Consider the following 18,119-nt stretch of genomic DNA (forward strand, 5'->3'; position numbering starts at 1 on the left):
TGTCCCCACGTGGGGAGGCCTACTCCGTGTCCCCACGTGGGGAGGCCTACTCCGTGTCCCCACGTGGGGAGGCCTGCTCCGCGACCGCGTACGCCTCAACCGACCACAGCGAGTAGCCGTACTGCGTCGCCCGGGCGTCGCCCTGCACCCGGATGAACCGGGTGTCCTTCGCGTCCATCCGCACCGACTCGCGCCCGCCCCGGCCCTCCCGGACGGTCGCCGCGGTGCGCCAGGTGCGGCCGTCGGCGGAGACCTGTATGCGGTAGCCGGAGGCGTACGCGTCCTGCCATGACAGCACCACCTGCCCCAGCCGCACCGGCTGCGGGAGTTCGGCCTGCCACCACGCCCCGTCCTCCGCGGGCGAGGACCACCGGGTCTCCGGGTCGCCGTCCGACGCGGCGGACGCGGGGAAGTCCGGGGTCTCGTCGGCGGAGGAGGAGGCCGTGGCCGTACGCGCCAGATCCGGGCCGCCCGTACGCGGGAAGGCCCGCACGGTCAGCGTGGACTCCTGGCCGCCGAAGGTCAGCGGGACCTCGTACTCACCTGCCGGGGTGTCCGCCGGAACGGTGATGTCCACGGGCACCTCCGTACGGGATCCACGCGGCACGGTCGTCTGCTTCGGGACCCGCACCTCGATGCCCTTGGGTGCCTTCGCGGTCAGCGCGCCCTTCACCTCGGCCGGACGCCGCCCGGCCAGCCGCGCCGCCACCCGCTTCGGCCCGCCGCCGATCTCCGCGTCCGTCTCGCCGTGCGCCAGGTCGAGCACGGCGTCCGGCTCGTCCCCGAACCACGGCACCAGGGCACGCAGCCGCGGGGTCCCCGCCGGGATCGCGGGGGCCGGCGGCAGGCTGGGGCTCAGGTACGACGGGGGCGTGGTCCGGGCCGCCTCGGGCACGGTGACCCGTACGGCGTCGGCGCGCAGCCCCTTCGCGGCGGTCTGGGTCCAGCCGGTCGGGGACAGCTGCCCCAGCGCCCGCCACCCCTCGCCCGGCACATGGGCCTCGACGACCGCGCCGGTCAGGCCGGATCCGGGCTCGGCGAGCGCCGTCACGGCTTCCACCGGGCGGGTCCGGTCCAGGCGGACCGTGTAGCTGTGGGTGTCCTTGGTGACCCTGCCGCTGGACCGGTCGACCCCGTTCCAGCCGTCGGCGGTCTTCTCGGCCCGGTCCAGGAAGGGGTCGAGCACCCCCTTGCCGACCGTGGCCCTGGCCGCCGCGATCTCCTGCCGCAGCGGCTCCAGGGCCAGCCGGTCCCGCCAGGCGCCCGCCCCGTCGCCGGCCGCCTGGGCCTGGAGCAGGTCCAGGACGAGCTCACCGGCGTGGCCGTAGCGGGCCAGCTGCTCGGTCCACGGGCGCACCTCGTCGGCGAGGCGCCCTTCGGCGGGGGTGGCGAGCCGGTCGGGGGCCTGCCGCATCGCGGTGAAGGCCGCCCGCAGCTCGCGCGCCGCCCGGTCCCGTACCGGAGCGGCGGCCGCCCGGGACTGCCAGAACGCGGCGAACAGGGGCTGCAGGTAGGCGGACTCCGCCGAGCCGAGCACCGAGTCCGCGCTGTTGCCCGCGAGCGCCCGCAGCGCCTCCCGGGCCCCCGCGTCCCCGCCCGCCAGATCGTCGATGGCCGCCTGCCAGGACTCGTCCGCCCGGTATCCCTTCGGGTTCCAGGCGAAGTCGGCGGCGGTGAAGAGCGGGATGCGCGAGGCGGACGCCTGCTCCATCGCGTTGGCCAGCAGCGCCGCCGAACCGCTCGCCACCGCCGGGTCCCGGCCGGTGTACGGCCCCAGGAAGATCCGGTCCTGGGCGTAGTCGTTGACCGGGTAGTTGTCCATCGTCACCAGCGGATGGCGGAACGCGGCCCGCGCCCCGGCCAGCTCACGTCCGGTGATCTTCTTCGGTACGACCCCGACGCCCGTCCAGGCCACCTGGACCCGCCCGTCCAGCTCGGCGGCGAGCGCCGTGCGGTAGTCGGTCGCGCCGTCCTGGTAGAACTCCGTCGGCAGCACCGACAGCGGCGCCGCGTCGGGGTGGCGCTCCTCCAGGTGCCGGGCGACGGCCCCGGCCACCCGGGCTTGCGCGCGAGCCGCCGCCTCGGAGCCGCTGCCGAACGTTTCGGCGTCCAGGTCGCAGTGCCACTCGCTGTAGCTGACGTCCTGGAACTGGAGCTGGAAGACCCGCACGCCCAGCGCCCACATCGCGTCGATCTTCTTCGTCAGCGCGCGGACGTCCTGGTCGGAGGCCATGCACATGGCCTGCCCCGGCGAGACCGCCCAGCCGAGCGTCACATGCTCGGCCTCGGCCTTCTGCGCCAGCGCCCGGAAGTCGGCGCGCTGCCGGGCCGGGTACGGCTCGCGCCAGCGGGCCAGCCGGTAGGGGTCGTCGCCCGCCGCGTAGAGGTACCGGTTCTGCTTGGTGCGGCCCATGAAGGCGAGCTGTGCGAGCCGCTCCTCCTGGGTCCAGGGCTGTCCGTAGAACCCCTCGGCCATGCCGCGTACGGACGTCCCCGGCCAGTCCCGCACCACGACACCGGCCACCGAACCGCCGCTCACCAGCTGCCGCAGGGTCTGGACCGCATGGAACAGGCCGTCCTCGCCGAGCCCGTCCAGGGCCACGGTGGCGCGGCCGGCGACCTGGCCGGAGGCGATCCGGTAGCCGCCGGTGGGCAGGTCGGCGCGGTCGGGTGCGCGCAGCGCCCGCAGCGCCTCCCCGGCGCCCGGGCCGCCGATCCGGATGAGGGGCCCGCGTCCGGGCAGGCTCTCGTGCAGGGTCGTGACACCGGCGGTACCCAGCAAGGAGCGGAGCTCCTCCACGGCGTACGGATCGGAGTCCGGCGCGACGACGACGGTGGCCTCACGGCCGAGCGGCACGGCCGGGCCGGTGGCCTTGATGCTCTGCGGCCGGGGCCACACGGCGGGCGGCTGTGCGCTGTCGGCACGGTCGGGCGAGGTGGCGGGGGGTTTGCCGGGGTCGGCAGGGGCGGCGGTCGCGGCCGGTGCGAAGGGGCTCAGCAGCCCACCGATCACGGCGACGGCGACGGCCGTGGCCTGCTTTCTGCGCCCGAACCGCACGTCGCGCTCCCTCGAAAGGCCTGAGTGGGGTCCGAGCCCACCACCCGTGCGCGAGGGTGTCAATGCGCGTGGCTGTTCTGTCGGATTTGCCGGGAATAGTGACACCTTCGGGCTTGATGGGACGGCTGTGGCTGACGGGAATGGCTGAAAACGGCCCATACCTGCCGCACGGGGGAACGGAATGTGACCCACGGCACGTTGGCTCGTTGTTCTGATGCGTACGTGGTACCTGCCTGGACATAACGCCTACGTCACGTCCAGGTCTGCGTACGCGAGGCCTGGGTAGGCCTGCTGTGTCCTGTTGTCCATGGCCAGGAGGCCACCCATGCCCGCATCCGCGCAGCTCCTGCTCTCCGCCCTCTCCAAACAGGTACCCGCCCAAGCCGATCCCGCACCGCTCACCAGCGGACTTCCCCTCGCCGATGTCGCCCACCTGATCAGCGGGCCGCCGCTCGCCGATGTCTCCCTCCTGCTCGGTGAATCCTCGTATCCCGACGCCGCACCGCTGACCAGCGAGCCCCCGCTCGCCGATGCCACCCCGCTCACGAGCGAGCCTCCGCTCGCCGCCGTCGCCCCTCTGACCAGCGAGCCGACCGCACCCGGCACCGCAGGGGGCATGGAGTTCCCAGGAGTCTGAATGGGCTTGTCCCGGCTCGCCGCACTGCACGGTGTCGCCACCTCCTACTCCCCGTCCCCGGATGTCACGGTGTCCGTCCCCGACGACACGGTCATCGCCGTGCTCGCCGCGCTGGGCGTGGACGCCGGCACCCCGGAGGACGTACGGAGGTCACTCGCCGCCGCGGAGTCCCGCTCGCGCCTGCTGCCGCCGACCGTGGTGGTCTGGGCCGGTGAGCCGCTGCCGCCCGCGCTGACCGCGCTGCCGCCCGGCTCGACCGTCACGGTCGAGCCGGAGCCGGCGGGTCGGCCCCCCGCACCCGCCACCTCCTGGGAGGTGCCGGAGGCCGCCGCGTCCTGGAAGGTCCCGGGGGCCGCAGACGGCGTCCCGGACCCGGCCGAGCCCCCGCCCGGCTGGACCCAGCCCCCGTACGGCGTCCACCGCCTCCACGTCCGTACGCCCGAGCACCACGAGGCCACCGCCATCCTGGTCGTCGCCCCGGCCCGGACCCCGCAGCCGCCCGAGCGCACCCACGGCTTCCTGGTCCAGCTCTACTCCCTGCTCTCCGCCCGCTCCTGGGGCATGGGCGACCTCGGCGACCTGGCCGACCTCGCCGCCTGGGCCGGGCGCACCCTCGGCTCGGGGTTCGTCCAGGTCAACCCGCTGCACGCGGCGGTTCCCGGGAAGCCCACCGACCCGTCCCCCTACCGCCCCTCCTCACGCCGCTTCCCCGATCCCGTGCACCTGCACGTCGAATCGATCCCGGAATACGGGCACGTCCGCGACCGGGCCACCCTGGACGACCTCCGCCAGGACGCCGCCGCCCTGAGTGAGGCCGTGCTCAACAAGGGCGCCCTGATCGACCGTGACGCCGTCTGGGAGCTGAAGAGGCAGGCCCTGGAGCTGGTCGCCCAGGTGCCCCTCACCCCCGGCCGCCGCGCCGCCTACTGCGACTTCCTCGCCGAGCAGGGCCAGGCGCTGGAGGACCACGCCCTGTGGTGCGCGCTCGCCGAGGCGCACGGGCCCGACTGGCACAGCTGGCCCGGGCCCCTGCGCGACCCCCGCTCCCCGGCGACCGCCCGCGCCCGCTCCCAGCTGCTGGACCGGGTCGACCTCCACTGCCGCCTCGCCTGGCTGACCGCCACCCAGCTCGCCGACGCCCAGCGGGCCGCCGAGGACGCCGGGATGGAGATCGGGATCGTCCACGACCTGGCCGTCGGAGTGCACCCGGCGGGGGCCGACACCTGGGCCCAGCAGGACGCCTTCGCCCACGGCATGTCCGTCGGCGCGCCCCCGGACGCCTTCAACGCGCGCGGCCAGGACTGGGGCCTGCCGCCCTGGCGCCCCGACGCCCTCGCCGCCACCGGTTACGCCGCCTTCCGGGGTCTGCTGCGCGGCCTCCTGGCCCACGCGGGCGCCCTGCGCATCGACCACGTCATGGGCCTCTTCCGGCTCTGGTGGGTGCCGGAGGGCCGCCCGCCCACCGACGGTGCGTACGTCGCGTACGACGCCGAGGCGATGCTCGGCGTCCTCGTCCTGGAGGCCCACCGGGCCGGCTGTGTCGTCGTCGGCGAGGACCTCGGCACCGTCGAGCCCGGCGTCCGCGAGGCGCTCGCCCGGCGCGGGGTGCTCGGCACCTCCGTGCTCTGGTTCGAGCGCGACTGGGACGGTGACGGCCGCCCGCTGGCCCCCGGGGAGTGGCGGCGCGACTGCCTCGCCACCGCCACCACCCACGACCTGCCCTCCACCGCCGCCCGGCTGACCGGCGACCATGTGACGCTCCGCCACCGGCTGGGCCTGCTCACCCGCCCCCTGGAGGAGGAGCTCACCGAGGACGTGACCGGTACGGCGGAATGGCTGGCCCTCCTCGCCCGGTTGCGGATGCTCCCCGAGGGTGACGGCAACGAGGAGGCGGCCGTCCGCGCGGTCCACCGCTTCCTGCTCGCCACCCCCGCCCGGATGGCGGGAGTGTGGCTCCCCGACACGGTGGGCGACCGCCGCCCGCAGAACCTCCCCGGCACCTGGGACCAGTACCCCAACTGGCGGCTGCCCATCGCCGACCCGGAGGGCCATCCCGTCAGCCTGGAGGAGATCGCCGCCTCGCCCCGGCTGCACGGCCTGATGGAGGTCCTGCGGCCCGCGCAGGCCCGTACGGCACCCCCGGGCGAGCGCCCCGACTAGGCGTTCGCTACGTTGGCACCGTGGACAAGAAGAACGCTATGCGCGCCGGCGTCGTTGCGGCCGGGACGACGCTGATGATGCTGCTCATGTCGGCCCCGGCTCTGGCGTACACGCCCGACGACGGTGACGACCCGGGTCCGGGCCTCAGCGCGATGGAGACCATCGGTCTCTACGTCATCGCGCCCATCGGCCTGTTCCTGTTGATCACGGCCCTGGTCATGGTCCTGGACAAGTCCAAGAAGCAGGTCTGACCCGCACCCGCACGAAGGACGCGCCGCCGGTAGGAGCTACCGCGCGGCGCATCCGTACGTCCGGCACGGGACAGGGCCCCGGTAGGTTGCGGTCATGACCGAGTGGGACGTCAAGAAGCTCCGCATCCTGCGCACCCTGCGCGACCGCGGCACGGTCACGGCTACCGCCGATGCGCTCCTGATGACCCCCTCCGCCGTCTCCCAGCAGCTCACCAACCTGGCCAAACAGCTCGGCGTGGAGCTCCTGGAGCCCCAGGGCCGCCGTGTCCGCCTCACGGACGCCGCCCACCTCGTCCTGCGCCACGCCGAGGCGGTCTTCGCCCAGCTGGAGCGGGCCGACGCCGAACTCACCGGCTATCTGCGCGGCGAGGCCGGCGAGGTCAGGGTCGGCGCCTTCTCCACCGCCGTACCCGCCCTCGTGGTCCCCGCCGTGAGGCTGCTGCGCGCCGAGGACCGCCCGGGACCCGACGTACGCGTACGGGAGGCCGAGGCGGCCCAGGCGTACGAGCTGCTCACCGCGGGCGAGGTGGACCTGGCCCTTTCGCTGGCCGCCCACGCCCCGACCGCCCGCGACCCCCGCTTCTCCCTCTTCCCGCTCCTCGCCGACCCGCTGGACGTGGCGCTCCCGGCCGCCCACCCACTGGCCGACGCGCCCGCGCTGCGCCTTGCCGACCTGGCCGCAGACCGCTGGATCTTCGGCGGCTCGGGACCCTGGTCCCAGATCACCACGGCCGCCTGCGAGGCGGCGGGCTTCGTCCCCGAGCAGGCCCACAGCGCCGCCGGCTGGACCGCGATCCTGGCCCTGGTCGAGGCGGGCATGGGCATCGCCCTCGTCCCCCGGATGGCCTCCCGGGAGCAGCGGCCGGAGGGAGTGGTGATGCGGGTCCTGGAGGCGGATCAGCCGCGCCGCCATGTGGTGGCGGCGGTCCGGCACGGGGCGGAGAGCGGCCCGGCGGTGGCGCGGGTGCTCAAGGCGCTCACGGACATCGCCGTATCGTTCAGTTGAACTGAACAGTGTCTGCGGAAACTTTCGATGGACCTGATGGGTCGTCGGCGCGAAGGTGGACCCATGACCTTCGACGCGAGCGAGACCGCATTCCAGAACTCCGGCACCGATCCCCATGCCAATGACGCCGCGCCCTACGGCGGCGGCGACCCGTACGCCGACTACCGCGAGGCGGGCGACCTCCCCTTCACCGAGCTGGTCGACCTCGCCGACCGCCGCCTCGGCGCGGGCGTGATCGCCGCCAACGACGAGTTCTTCGCCGAGCGCGAGAACCTCCTCCTGCGCGAGCGCGCCGTCTTCGACCCCGAGCACTTCGGCCACAAGGGCAAGATCATGGACGGCTGGGAGACCCGCCGCCGCCGTGGCGCCGACGCCTCCCACCCCTTCCCGGCCCCCGAGGACCACGACTGGGCGATCGTCCGCCTCGGCGCCCCCGGCATCGTGCGCGGCCTGATCGTGGACACCGCCCACTTCCGCGGCAACTACCCCCAGCGCGTATCGGTGCAGGCCACCGCCGTCGAAGGTGCCCCGAGCCCCGAGGAGCTGCTCGCCGACGACGTGAAGTGGGAGGAGATCCTCCCGCCCACCCCCGTACGCGGTCACGCGGCCAACGCCTTCGAGATCACCGGCGGCCGCCGCTACACCCACCTGCGCCTTCGCCAGCACCCCGACGGCGGCATAGCCCGCCTGCGCGTCCACGGCGAGGTCGTCCCCGACCCGGCCTGGATCGCCGCGCTCGGCACGGTCGACCTGATCTCGGTGCTCAACGGCGGAACGTACGAGGACGCCTCCGACCGCTTCTACTCCTCGCCCACCCAGATCATCCTGCCGGGCACCTCCCGCAAGATGGACGACGGCTGGGAGAACCGCCGTCGCCGGGTCCGCGACACCAACGACTGGGTCCGCTTCCGCCTCCCCGCCCAGGGCGCGGTCCGCGCGGTCGAGATCGACACCGCCTACCTCAAGGGCAACTCAGCCGGCTGGGTCGCCCTGCAGGGCCGCAACGGCGACACCGGCGAGTGGTTCGAGATCATCCCGCGCACCCGCCTCCAGCCCGACACCCTGCACCGCTTCGTGCTGCGTGCCCAGGCCGTCGTCACCCACGTCCGCCTCGACGCCTTCCCCGACGGCGGGGTGGCCCGGATGCGGCTGCACGGCGGCTTCACGGAGTCCGGCACGGCCGAGCTCACCCGCCGCTACGAGGAGTCGGGCGCGTAGTTCACCCCCCCCAGATCCCGCCCGGCGGACGGCTGCGCGCCTGTGCCCGCCCGCCGGGCGGTTTCCAACGGCCCGCGGTCCAGGCGGCGTACGCGGAGAACCGCAGCGTCTGAACCGGCGCGAGCGGCACAGCGGCGAAGCCGGGCATCGACCCGCCGGTCGCGTAGGGCGTACGTCTCCCACGCCAGGCCGCCGGGTACGTGCCTGCACGCGGGCGTACGCCAAGGGGGCGCCCCCGCCGCCGTAGCGAAGAGGACGCCCCCAGGACCGCACCCGCACGGACTACGCGGTGGCCGCCGCCGCGTCCGCCGCCTGGGCCTTCAGGGCGCGCTCCACGCCCGACCGCGACTCCGACATCAGCCGGCGCAGGGCCGCACTCGGCTCGGCCGAGGCCAGCCACGCGTCCGTGGCGTCCAGGGTCTCCTGGGAGACCTGGAGGGCCGGGTAGAGGCCCACGATGATCTGCTGGGCCATCTCGTGGCTGCGGGAGTCCGAGACCTCCTTCACCGAGGCGAAGTACTTCTCCGTGTACGGGGCCAGCAGCTCACGCTGGTCCGACTGGACGAAGCCGCTGATGACCGCCTCCTGGAGCGAGTTGGGCAGCTCGCCGGAGTCCACGACCGAGGCCCACGCCTGGGCCTTGGCCTCCTCGGAGGGCTGCGAGGCCCGAGCGGTGGCCGCGTGGCGCTCGCCCGCCGCCGTCCTGTCGCGCTCGTACTCGGCGGCGATCTCTTCCTCGTCCAGCAGGCCGACGGCTGCCAGCCGCTGCACGAACGACCAGCGCAGCTCGGTGTCGACGGTCAGGCCCTCGATGGCCTCCGTACCGTCCAGCAGCGACTGGAGCAGGTCCAGCTGCTGCGGGTTGCGGGCCGTCGCCGCGAAGGCACGGGCCCACGCCAGCTGGTGGTCGCTGCCCGGCTCCGCCGCACGCAGGTGCGCCAGTGTCGCCTCCGTCCACTGGTTGAGCGCGGCCTGACGGGCCTCAGGCGCCGCGTACAGGTCCAGGGCCAGCTTCAGCTGACGGTGCAGCGACTGGACGACGCCGATGTCCGACTCCTTGCCGATGCCGGAGAGCACCAGCGAGAGGTAGTCGCGGGTCGCCAGCTCGCCGTCGCGCGTCATGTCCCAGGCGGAGGCCCAGCACAGGGCGCGCGGGAGCGACTCGGTGAAGTCGCCCAGGTGCTCGGTGACGACCCGCAGCGACTCCTCGTCGAGGCGGACCTTCGCGTACGACAGGTCGTCGTCGTTGAGCAGGATGACGGCCGGGCGGGCCTTGCCCACCAGATCCGGCACGGTGGTGCGCTCGCCGTCGACGTCGAGCTCGATCCGGCCCGTCCGGACGAGCTTGCCCCTCTCGTCGAGGTCGTAAGCGCCGACCGCGATCCGGTGCGGGCGCAGTGTCGGCTCGCCCTTGGCTCCGGCGGGCAGCGCCGGGGCCTCCTGGAGGACGGTGAAGGAGGTGACGTGACCGTTCTCGTCGGTCTCGATCTCCGGGCGCAGGATGTTGATGCCCGCCGTCTCCAGCCACGCCTTCGACCAGGTCTTCAGGTCACGGCCGGAGGTCTTCTCCAGCGCGCCCAGCAGGTCGCTCAGGCGGGTGTTGCCGAAGGCGTGCGCCTTGAAGTACGCCTGCACGCCCTGGAAGAACGCGTCCTTGCCGACGTACGCCACGAGCTGCTTGAGCACCGAGGCGCCCTTGGCGTACGTGATCCCGTCGAAGTTGACGAGGACGTCCTCCAGGTCCCCGATGTCCGCCATGATCGGGTGCGTGGAGGGCAGCTGGTCCTGCCGGTAGGCCCAGGTCTTCATGGAGTTGGCGAACGTGGTCCAGGAGTGCGGCCACTGGGAACCCTCGGCGTCCGCCTGGCAGGCGATCGAGGTGTAGGTGGCGAACGACTCGTTCAGCCAGAGGTCGTTCCACCACTCCATCGTGACGAGGTCGCCGAACCACATGTGGGCCAGCTCGTGCAGAATCGTCTCGGCCCGCACCTCGTACGCCGCGTCCGTCACCTTGGAGCGGAAGACGTACTGGTCGCGGATGGTGACCGCGCCCGCGTTCTCCATCGCGCCCGCGTTGAACTCCGGGACGAAGAGCTGGTCGTACTTGGCGAACGGGTACGCGTAGTCGAACTTCTCCTGGAACCACTCGAAGCCCTGCCGGGTGACGGCGAAGATGTCCTCCGCGTCCAGGTACTCCGCGAGCGAGGGGCGGCAGTAGATGCCGAGCGGGACGGACTGGCCGTCCTTCTCGTAGCTGCTGTGCACCGAGTGGTACGGCCCGACGATGAGGGCCGTGATGTACGTGGAGATGCGCGGCGTCGGCTCGAACGTCCAGACGTCGTCCTTCGGCTTGGGCGTCGGCGAGTTCGAGATGACCGTCCAGCCGGCGGGGGCCTGCACGGTGAACTGGAACGTGGCCTTCAGGTCCGGCTGCTCGAAGGAGGCGAAGACGCGGCGGGCGTCCGGCACCTCGAACTGGGTGTACAGATAAGCCTGCTCGTCGACCGGGTCGACGAACCGGTGCAGGCCCTCACCGGTGTTGGTGTACGCGCAGTCGGCGACGACCTTCAGCTCGTTGGCGCCCTCGCGCAGCCCGGCCAGGGCGATCCGGGAGTCACGGAACACGGCGGCGACGTCCAGCGCCTCGCCGTTGAGCACGGCCTCGTGGACGGCCGGGGCGACCAGGTCGATGAAGGTCTCCGCTCCGGCCTCCGCGGAGTCGAAGCGCACGGTGGTCACGGACCTGTAGGTGCCGCCCTCCTGCGCTCCGGAGAGGTCGAGATCGATCTCGTACGCGTCCACGGTCAGCAGGCGCGCCCGCTCCTGTGCCTCTTCGCGGGTCAGATTCGTGCCAGGCACGCGGTCATCTCCTAGGTGTGCGACTTGATATGCGGCGTTTCCGCCATCCTTCCATGGGGCGCGCTCTCAGCGCGATGTCCGTTTTCCGCCGGACGCGGACGGCTCAGAGGGAGAGGCTCGAACCATGACCGGATACGAGCCCCGCGTGACCACCGGATACGAGCCCCGCGCCATCGCCGCCGCCGCCCTCGCCGAACTCCGCGCCACGGACGACGCGGGCCGCCCCTGCGCCCCCTACACGGAGACGGGGGCCGGCGCTCCCCTCCGCTGCTGCCTGCGCGGCAGCGAACCGGGGGAGCGCATCGCCCTGGTCTCCTACGCCCCGCTGCGCCGCTGGGCGGCCGGGTCCGGGGCGGCCCCGGGGGCGTACGACGAGCAGGGCCCCGTCTTCATCCACGCCGAGGAGTGCGCGGGCCCGGACCCGGCGCGCCAGGGCTACCCCTTCTCGCGTCCCGGCGCCCTACGCACGGTGCGCCGCTACGACGCGCGCGGGCACATCGTCGGCGGTCGGCTGCTGGAGGTCCCGGCCCAGGCGGAGAGGGGCTTCGACGCGGAGTTCGACGAGTCGTTCGCGGACCCGGAGGTGGCGTTGGTGCACGTACGGGCGGTGGAGTACGGGTGTTTCCACTTTGAGGTGCGGCGGCCCTGAGGCAGGCACGCGAAAGGGGCGGCCGCCGGTGTGCCCGGTGGCCGCCCCTTCCCGTACGCGTGCGCATACAAGGGTCGCGCGTCAGCCCTTCAGCTCGGCCGCCACCAGCTCCGCGATCTGGACGGCGTTCAGCGCCGCGCCCTTGCGGAGGTTGTCGTTGGAGACGAAGAGCGCGAGGCCGTTGTCGACGGTCTCGTCGACCCGGATGCGGCCCACGAAGGAGGCGTCCTTGCCCGCCGCCTGGAGCGGGGTCGGGATCTCCGAGAGCTCGACGCCCTCGGCGTCCTTCAGCAGCTCCAAGGCGCGCTCGACGCCGATCGGGCGGGCGAAGCGGGCGTTGATCTGGAGCGAGTGGCCGGAGAAGACCGGGACCCGGACGCAGGTGCCGGAGACCTTCAGCTCCGGGATCTCCAGGATCTTGCGGGACTCGTTGCGGAGCTTCTGCTCCTCGTCCGTCTCGAACGAACCGTCGTCCACGATCGAGCCCGCCAGCGGCAGCACGTTGAAGGCGATCGGGCGCTTGTAGACGGCCGGCTCGGGGAAGTCCACGGCCTCGCCGTCGTGGGCCAGCTTCTCGGCCTCGGCGACGACCTCGGACGCCTGGCCGTGCAGCTCGGCGACGCCGGCCACGCCGGAGCCGGAGACGGCCTGGTAGGTGGCGACGGTCAGCGCTTCGAGGCCGGCCTCGGCGTGCAGCGGGCGCAGCACGGGCATGGCGGCCATCGTGGTGCAGTTCGGGTTGGCGATGATCCCCTTGGGCCGGACGCGGGCCGCGTGCGGGTTGACCTCGGACACGACGAGGGGGACCTCGGGGTCCTTGCGCCAGGCGGAGGAGTTGTCGATCACCACGGCGCCCTGGGCGGCGACCTTCTCGGCCAGCGCCTTGGAGGTCGCGCCACCGGCGGAGAACAGCACGATGTCCAGGCCGGTGTAGTCGGCCGTGGAGGCGTCCTCGACGGTGATGCCGGAGCCCTTCCAGTCGATCGTGGAGCCGGCGGACCGGGCGGAGGCGAACAGCCGCAGCTCGTCGACCGGGAAGTCCCGCTCGGCCAGGATCTTGAGCATGACTGTGCCGACCTGACCGGTGGCGCCGACGATTCCGACCTTCACTGGGACTCCTCTGTATGTGTGCGCGGCCCGTTTGCCGCTCCATGATGCGTATGTCCGGGCCCGCCTTGTCCAATCCATTGTCCGACCTGCGGACTCGCCGCGCGAGGACCGCAGATTCTGCATCGGCCGGACGGGCCAGGGGGAACATCTGCGGCGGCCGTCGCCGCGGTGTGACGATGAACACGCACGGCGGGGCGGGAGCTCATGAAGAGCGCCCGCCCCGCCGTCGATCACGACCTGTTGGAAATGATCCGTTACGGCGTGACCTTCTCGATCACGACGCTGCCGGTGCCCGCGGCGGTGCCGCGGGCGTTGACCAGCTGGACCTCACCGAAGAACTGCCGGCCCTCGGGCGCCGCACCGGCGACCACGACCTCGGCGCCGACCTGCGCCGAGGCGCCGTTCGCGAGGTTGTAGGTCTTCGACGCGTCGACCTTCAGGGTGCCGAGCGAAGCCGCGTAGTACACGTCGCGGTAGTCGTAGGCGGTCGACCCGGACGGAACCGAGTAGCCCTCGACGGTGACCGTGTACGTACCGGCGGCCGGGTTGGTCAGGCTGACCTTCTCCTCGGAGCCGGCGCTGGTGCCGCTGCCGACCTGCGTGGCGCCCCGGAAGACGTACAGGTCGAGGTCGGCGTTGGCGTCCGACGTGCCGCCGATGGCGAAGTCGAGCTTCTCGACGCCCGCACCGATGGTGACCGTGGTCTGGCGGGTCTGGCCGGTGGAGATCGACGGCTTGTCGACCTTGGCCGAGCCCAGCGAGCCGCCCTTGAGCTTGCCCTCAAGAGCCGCCGCGCCGTTGGTGACCTTCCAGTTCACCGCGGCCGGAGCGCCGATCTTCGCCTCGGCGATGGTCTGCACCGCCGGGTCGAAGGTGGCGCCGAGCAGCGAGACGTCCAGCTTGAACGGGTTGTCCAGCAGCGGCGACGTACGGCGCGACTCGACCTCGATCTCCCACACGCCGGGGTACGGGTCCTTGTAGGACCGCACGTCCGGACGGCAGGTGTTGGCCGGGTTCTCGTAGTTCGGGTAGCAGTTGACCGTGGAGGTCGGGTCGACCGGCGTCCCGTACGGGTGCAGGGCGATGAACCGGGTTTGGCTGCCCGAGCGCAGCGCGCTGAGGGCGACCTCGAGGGTCTTGGCGCCCTGCGGCACGTTGATGAAGTACGAGGTGGTGCCGTTGCGCTGCACCGAGCTCGACGACTTGAACGCGTAACCGGGGTGGTTCAGCTCGTGCGCGACGACGACCGTGGAGAGGACCTGGTGGTCGATCCCCTTGGTCTTGCTGTCGTCCAGCTCCAGGATGGCGCTGTGCACGCCCGCGGTCTTCGCCTTCGCCGTGACCTTCAGCTTCACCGGGGTGTCGAGCGGCAGCGAGACGTACTCGGGGCTGCTCAGCTTGAAGGTGCCGTCGTTGTTCTTCCACGACAGCTTGTGCTGGACGTTGCGGTCCGGGCCCGTGGTGCGGTTGACGGTGATCTCGTAGACCTTCGTCTCGCCGACCTTGAGGCCGCCCTCACGGTCGTAGAGACCGGTGCCGAAGCCCGGGTCCTTGAGCGCGAAGTCGATCGCGGTGTCGACCGGGGCCTTCACCTTGTACTCGTGCGCCGGGTTGCCCTTCTTGGTGATGAGCTTCCAGGCACCGACGATGTCGATCAGACCGGAACCCTGGGCGTGCGCGGGCACGTCCTTGATGTGGGTGGCCGAGCTGGTCAGCGCGACCCGCAGGTCGGCCGGGGGCAGCTCCAGGTCCTTCTGCTTCGCGGCGGAGAGCAGCAGGGCTGCCGCACCGGCGGCCTGCGGCGAGGCCATCGAGGTGCCCTGGAGCATCGAGTAGCCGGGCGGCAGGGCGTAGCCCGCCTCCTTGACCGGACCGCCCGCGGACCAGGTCTGGGTGGTGTTGATCGCCGCGCCCGGAGCCGAGATGGTCGGCGTGAAGCCGCCGTCCTCACGCGGACCGCGCGAGGAGAAGGGGAGCAGGTCGTACTTCTTGGTGACGCTGGAGCCGTAGTTCGCGGCCCACGTCTCCTTGGAGATCGACGCGCCCACCGAGATGACGTGGTCGGCCAGGGCCGGGTCACCGATGGTGTTGAGGCCCGGGCCGCTGTTGCCGGCCGAGATGACGAGCTGGACGCCGTAGATGTCGACGAGGCGCTTGTAGAGCTCGGCGCGGGCGTTGTTGCCGTCGTTCAGCGGCGGCAGGCCGCCGATCGACATGTTGACGATGTCGACACCGCGGTTGACGACGAGGTCGATCATGCCCTCGGTCAGCGCGATGTTGGTGCAGCCGCCGGACCAGGTGCAGGCGCGCGAGGAGACGACCTTGGCGCCGGGCGCCGCGCCGTTCATCTTGCCGCCGAACAGGCCGTTGGCCGCGGTGATACCCGCGACGTGCGTGCCGTGCGAGCCCTCGATCACGCCGATGCTGACGTAGTCGGCCTTGGCGCCCGCCGCGTTGTAGACCACGTTCTTACGGGTCTCGACGACGAACGGGATGCGCTCGACGACCTTGGTGGCCGGGTCGTCCTCACCGAAGTACGCGACCTGGAACTTGTCCTTGTACGGCTTGAGGGCCGTGTCGTCGGAGAAGTCCGCGTTCTCGTTCAGGTCCACGCGGATGGTGCCCTTGGCCGCGTCGTACAGCACGCCCCAGACGTCGGTGGTGTCACCGTCGCGGTTGAGGTCGCCCGCCATGTCGCCGCCGGTGGTGGCCGACTCGGCGAAGGTGGCGAACTTGTAGCTGCCCGCCGGAGCCGAGTAGGTCTTGCCGCCGGACGTGAACGTCGGGCCGGTGACGGTCTCGGACATCTGCAGCCAGGTGCCGTCGCCGTCGTTCACCGGATCGGTCGCGGTGACCCAGTCGACGATCTTGCGCTCGCCGGTGGTGGTCTTCTTCAGCGCCGGGTGGCCGAGGTCGACACCGGAGTCCAGGACACCGATGGTGATCCCGCGGCCGTCGGCCTGCGGGTTCTTCTCGACGAACTCGACCGCACCCGTCTCGAAGGAGGGGTTGTACGGGTTGGCGGCCGGGGTGTTCTTGCCCGGAGCCGCGTAACTTCCCGTGGCCTTCAGCTGCTTGGCCCCCGCGGCCCGGTCGCCCGAGGGCGTCGGGTCGTCCAGCTTGATCTCCTGCTTGAGATCGATACCGAGAACGGACTTCAGCTTGGAGGCCGCCGCGATGGTGGCCTCGGCGGTGCTGGTCGGCACCGTCGCCCGTACGTAGCCGAGCTTGTCGTAGGTCTGGCCCAGCACGGAGCCCTTGACGGCGTCCAGCTGCTCGGTGACCTGCTCGGTCGCCCCCGGGGTGGTGGCGATCATCATCGTGACGTTCTTCTCGCCCTTGGCCTCGGCCTTGGCCAGAACCTCGGCGTCGGCCTTGCCGAGCTTGTCGCCCCGGTCGCTCGTGGCGGCCGGTTTGACGGGTGCCGGTGCCGGGTCGTCGACGGCGAACACCGGCGCGGCGCCGGCGGCCGCGAGGGCGGCAGCCAGGCCGGCAGCGGCCGCTACGCGCGCGGCGCGTCTCGTCCCGGATATGGAGCTGGGGGATTCCTTGGTCATCAGCATCCCTGTAATTGAAAGAGAGAGTCCGGAATTCGGTACCGGATGACCGCTCAGACTGTCGTAAATGACAGGGCTTTGTAGAGAGTTGACGGAGACGAGACAGGTACATGGCATAAATCCGCCACGGGGGACGATGCGTCACGCGGGACGAAAGAGGCGAAAGTGTCTGCTGGAACCACTGATTCCGGCTCTGTGGTCCGGACCACGCGCCTGGTGGTCCGGACCGGTGGCACCTGGAACACCTCGCCCCCGGCTCACCGCGGCAGCACCACCAGATACGCGGCCGGTTCCCGGTCGTTCGCCGCCATCAGTGCCGTACGCACCACCGTGGCCTGCTGGTCCATCGCCTCGCGGAGCTTCCTCGGGGTGAGGTGGAGGACCGTGACCCCCAGCCGCTCCAGCCGGTCCCGCCGGGCGGCGTACGCGGACCCCTGCGGGTCCTCCACGCGTCCCGCGTCCGGGTTCCCGTCCCGCCGTCCCTCTTCCGGTGCACCGGACCGGGGCGCCCGGGTGTCCAGCTCGACGGCGACGGCGAGATCCGGCCAGTACGCGTCGACCCCGCCCAGCTCCGGCCCGCCCGGCAGCCTCAGGTCCACGTTCCACAGCGGCTCCGGCAGCCCGTGCTCGCGCACCATCGCGTACAGCCGCTCCTCCGCCACCGCCCGCCCCGCCGCCAGCAGCGCCTCCACCGCACCCACCACCGCCGGCCGCCCCAGCAGCCTCGCCGCGCTCAGCTCCCGCACCAAGGCGGCCGGTTCGCTGTGCCCGGCCCGTACGGCCTCGGTCAGCAGCCGGCTCACGTCCGCCGTTTCGCCCAGCCCCGCCACCGCGTCGGCCAGCGCCCGCTCCACCGGGGCGACGGGCACCCCGGCCAGCCGCACCGGTGCGGGCAGCGCGGCGTTCGCCCGCACCACCTCAACGAACCGGGTCGAGCGCAGCCGCCGGGTGCGCGGCACCAGGACGTCGACGCGGTGCAGCGCTCCGAGGTCCGGCGCCGCGGCGAAGCCGTGCAGCGCGAGCGCCGCCTGCCCGGTCACCATCGCCTCGCCGAACCCCGCGTCCACCGGCTCCGGGACCGTACGCCGGGAGGAGGCCGGCGGGCGGCCCGCGTACAACAGGGCGCCGTGCAGCCGCTCCTGGCCGCTCGGCGGGCCCGGGTGCAGCAGGTAGACACCGGGCAGCAGATGCTGCCAGGGACCGCCGGGCAGGCACTGCGCGGACGTCTGCCCGGCGGAGACGCCCCGGGCGCGGAGCTGAGCCGCGGACAGGACGCGGTGCGTCACGTCCAGGAGGTGGTCCAGGGGGCGGGGGAACAGCGGGGACAGGGGGAAGGGCGGGGTGTTCTGGGTCATGGTCGATGATTTCCCGCCGGCCCAGGGTGCCCTACCCCCTGTTACACGCCCGTCGACAATTCCGGACAACGCCGCCCTAAAGTACGGGCGTTCGAGGACCGAAAAGGGTCATCACGCGGAAAATGGGAAGGGGCGCGTGGGGCGGATGTGCGAGCGCTGTTTTCGCGCCGCGCACACACCGGACCCGCGCGCCCCTCCTGGGGGCCTGTCCGACGACCCTGACCGGCGAGCCCTCCGAGACCCGCTGAGCCCCCGGCCG

At 72.4% G+C, this 18,119-nt stretch carries 11 protein-coding genes; 6 read left to right on the forward strand and 5 right to left on the reverse strand.

The genetic code is table 11. The annotated features are described in order from the left end of the window. Window positions 1–46: 46 nt before the first annotated feature. Window positions 47–3,058 (reverse strand): beta-N-acetylglucosaminidase domain-containing protein, encoded by a 3,012-nt coding sequence (locus ABZ154_RS14165; RefSeq protein WP_356832297.1) that lies wholly within the window; start codon window positions 3,056–3,058, stop codon window positions 47–49. 325 nt (window positions 3,059–3,383) lie between these two features. On the opposite strand from ABZ154_RS14165, the gene ABZ154_RS14170 reads away from it, so the two are divergent. The 5 genes from ABZ154_RS14170 (at window position 3,384) to alc (ending at window position 8,330) form a co-directional block, all read left to right on the forward strand. Beyond that, the gene (locus ABZ154_RS14170) at window positions 3,384–3,695 is read left to right on the forward strand and encodes a hypothetical protein (protein ID WP_356832299.1); all 312 of its coding nucleotides are present in this window, start codon (window positions 3,384–3,386) and stop codon (window positions 3,693–3,695) included. Beyond that, window positions 3,696–5,855 carry a 4-alpha-glucanotransferase gene (gene malQ, locus ABZ154_RS14175; RefSeq protein ID WP_356832301.1) on the forward strand — a complete coding sequence of 720 codons (2,160 nt, stop codon included), beginning with the start codon at window positions 3,696–3,698 and terminating at the stop codon, window positions 5,853–5,855. A gap of 38 nt (window positions 5,856–5,893) precedes the next feature. Beyond that, window positions 5,894–6,106, forward strand: a complete 213-nt coding sequence (locus ABZ154_RS14180) for a hypothetical protein (RefSeq protein ID WP_356832392.1) — start codon at window positions 5,894–5,896, stop codon at window positions 6,104–6,106. A gap of 94 nt (window positions 6,107–6,200) precedes the next feature. Then, on the forward strand, window positions 6,201–7,112 hold the full coding sequence (locus tag ABZ154_RS14185) for a LysR family transcriptional regulator (protein WP_356832303.1): 912 nt from the start codon (window positions 6,201–6,203) through the stop codon (window positions 7,110–7,112). 63 nt (window positions 7,113–7,175) lie between these two features. Next, entirely contained in the window at window positions 7,176–8,330 is a 1,155-nt protein-coding gene (alc, locus tag ABZ154_RS14190) for an allantoicase (protein WP_356832305.1), read from the forward strand. A gap of 282 nt (window positions 8,331–8,612) precedes the next feature. Here alc and pepN read toward each other — a convergent pair whose 3' ends face one another. Beyond that, window positions 8,613–11,189, reverse strand: a complete 2,577-nt coding sequence (pepN, locus tag ABZ154_RS14195; protein WP_356832307.1) for an aminopeptidase N — start codon at window positions 11,187–11,189, stop codon at window positions 8,613–8,615. Between the two features lie 124 nt (window positions 11,190–11,313). On the opposite strand from pepN, the gene ABZ154_RS14200 reads away from it, so the two are divergent. Then, a complete protein-coding gene (locus ABZ154_RS14200; RefSeq protein ID WP_356832309.1) occupies window positions 11,314–11,838 on the forward strand; it encodes a DUF1203 domain-containing protein in 525 nt (174 codons plus the stop codon). 81 nt (window positions 11,839–11,919) lie between these two features. Here ABZ154_RS14200 and ABZ154_RS14205 read toward each other — a convergent pair whose 3' ends face one another. The 3 genes from ABZ154_RS14205 to ABZ154_RS14215 all read right to left on the reverse strand — a co-directional run bounded on the left by ABZ154_RS14205 (window position 11,920) and on the right by ABZ154_RS14215 (window position 17,860). Then, on the reverse strand, window positions 11,920–12,948 hold the full coding sequence (locus ABZ154_RS14205) for an aspartate-semialdehyde dehydrogenase (protein ID WP_356832311.1): 1,029 nt from the start codon (window positions 12,946–12,948) through the stop codon (window positions 11,920–11,922). A gap of 254 nt (window positions 12,949–13,202) precedes the next feature. Further along, window positions 13,203–16,511, reverse strand: a complete 3,309-nt coding sequence (locus ABZ154_RS14210; RefSeq protein ID WP_356832313.1) for a S8 family serine peptidase — start codon at window positions 16,509–16,511, stop codon at window positions 13,203–13,205. 251 nt (window positions 16,512–16,762) lie between these two features. Beyond that, window positions 16,763–17,860, reverse strand: coding sequence for a hypothetical protein (locus ABZ154_RS14215; RefSeq protein WP_356832315.1), 1,098 nt, complete (start codon window positions 17,858–17,860; stop codon window positions 16,763–16,765). Window positions 17,861–18,119 lie beyond the last annotated feature (259 nt).

It is taken from the genome of Streptomyces sp. NPDC006261 (genome assembly GCF_040613515.1).
Lineage (GTDB): Bacteria > Actinomycetota > Actinomycetes > Streptomycetales > Streptomycetaceae > Streptomyces.

Coding starts and splice junctions, on each gene's coding strand:
- ABZ154_RS14170 (WP_356832299.1), top strand. CDS start 3,384: ATGCCCGCATCCGCGCAGCTCCTGCTCTCCGCCCTCTCCAAACAGGTA.
- malQ (WP_356832301.1), top strand. CDS start 3,696: ATGGGCTTGTCCCGGCTCGCCGCACTGCACGGTGTCGCCACCTCCTAC.
- ABZ154_RS14180 (WP_356832392.1), top strand. CDS start 5,894: ATGCGCGCCGGCGTCGTTGCGGCCGGGACGACGCTGATGATGCTGCTC.
- ABZ154_RS14185 (WP_356832303.1), top strand. CDS start 6,201: ATGACCGAGTGGGACGTCAAGAAGCTCCGCATCCTGCGCACCCTGCGC.
- alc (WP_356832305.1), top strand. CDS start 7,176: ATGACCTTCGACGCGAGCGAGACCGCATTCCAGAACTCCGGCACCGAT.
- ABZ154_RS14200 (WP_356832309.1), top strand. CDS start 11,314: ATGACCGGATACGAGCCCCGCGTGACCACCGGATACGAGCCCCGCGCC.
- ABZ154_RS14210 (WP_356832313.1), bottom strand. CDS start 16,511: ATGCTGATGACCAAGGAATCCCCCAGCTCCATATCCGGGACGAGACGC.
- ABZ154_RS14215 (WP_356832315.1), bottom strand. CDS start 17,860: ATGACCCAGAACACCCCGCCCTTCCCCCTGTCCCCGCTGTTCCCCCGC.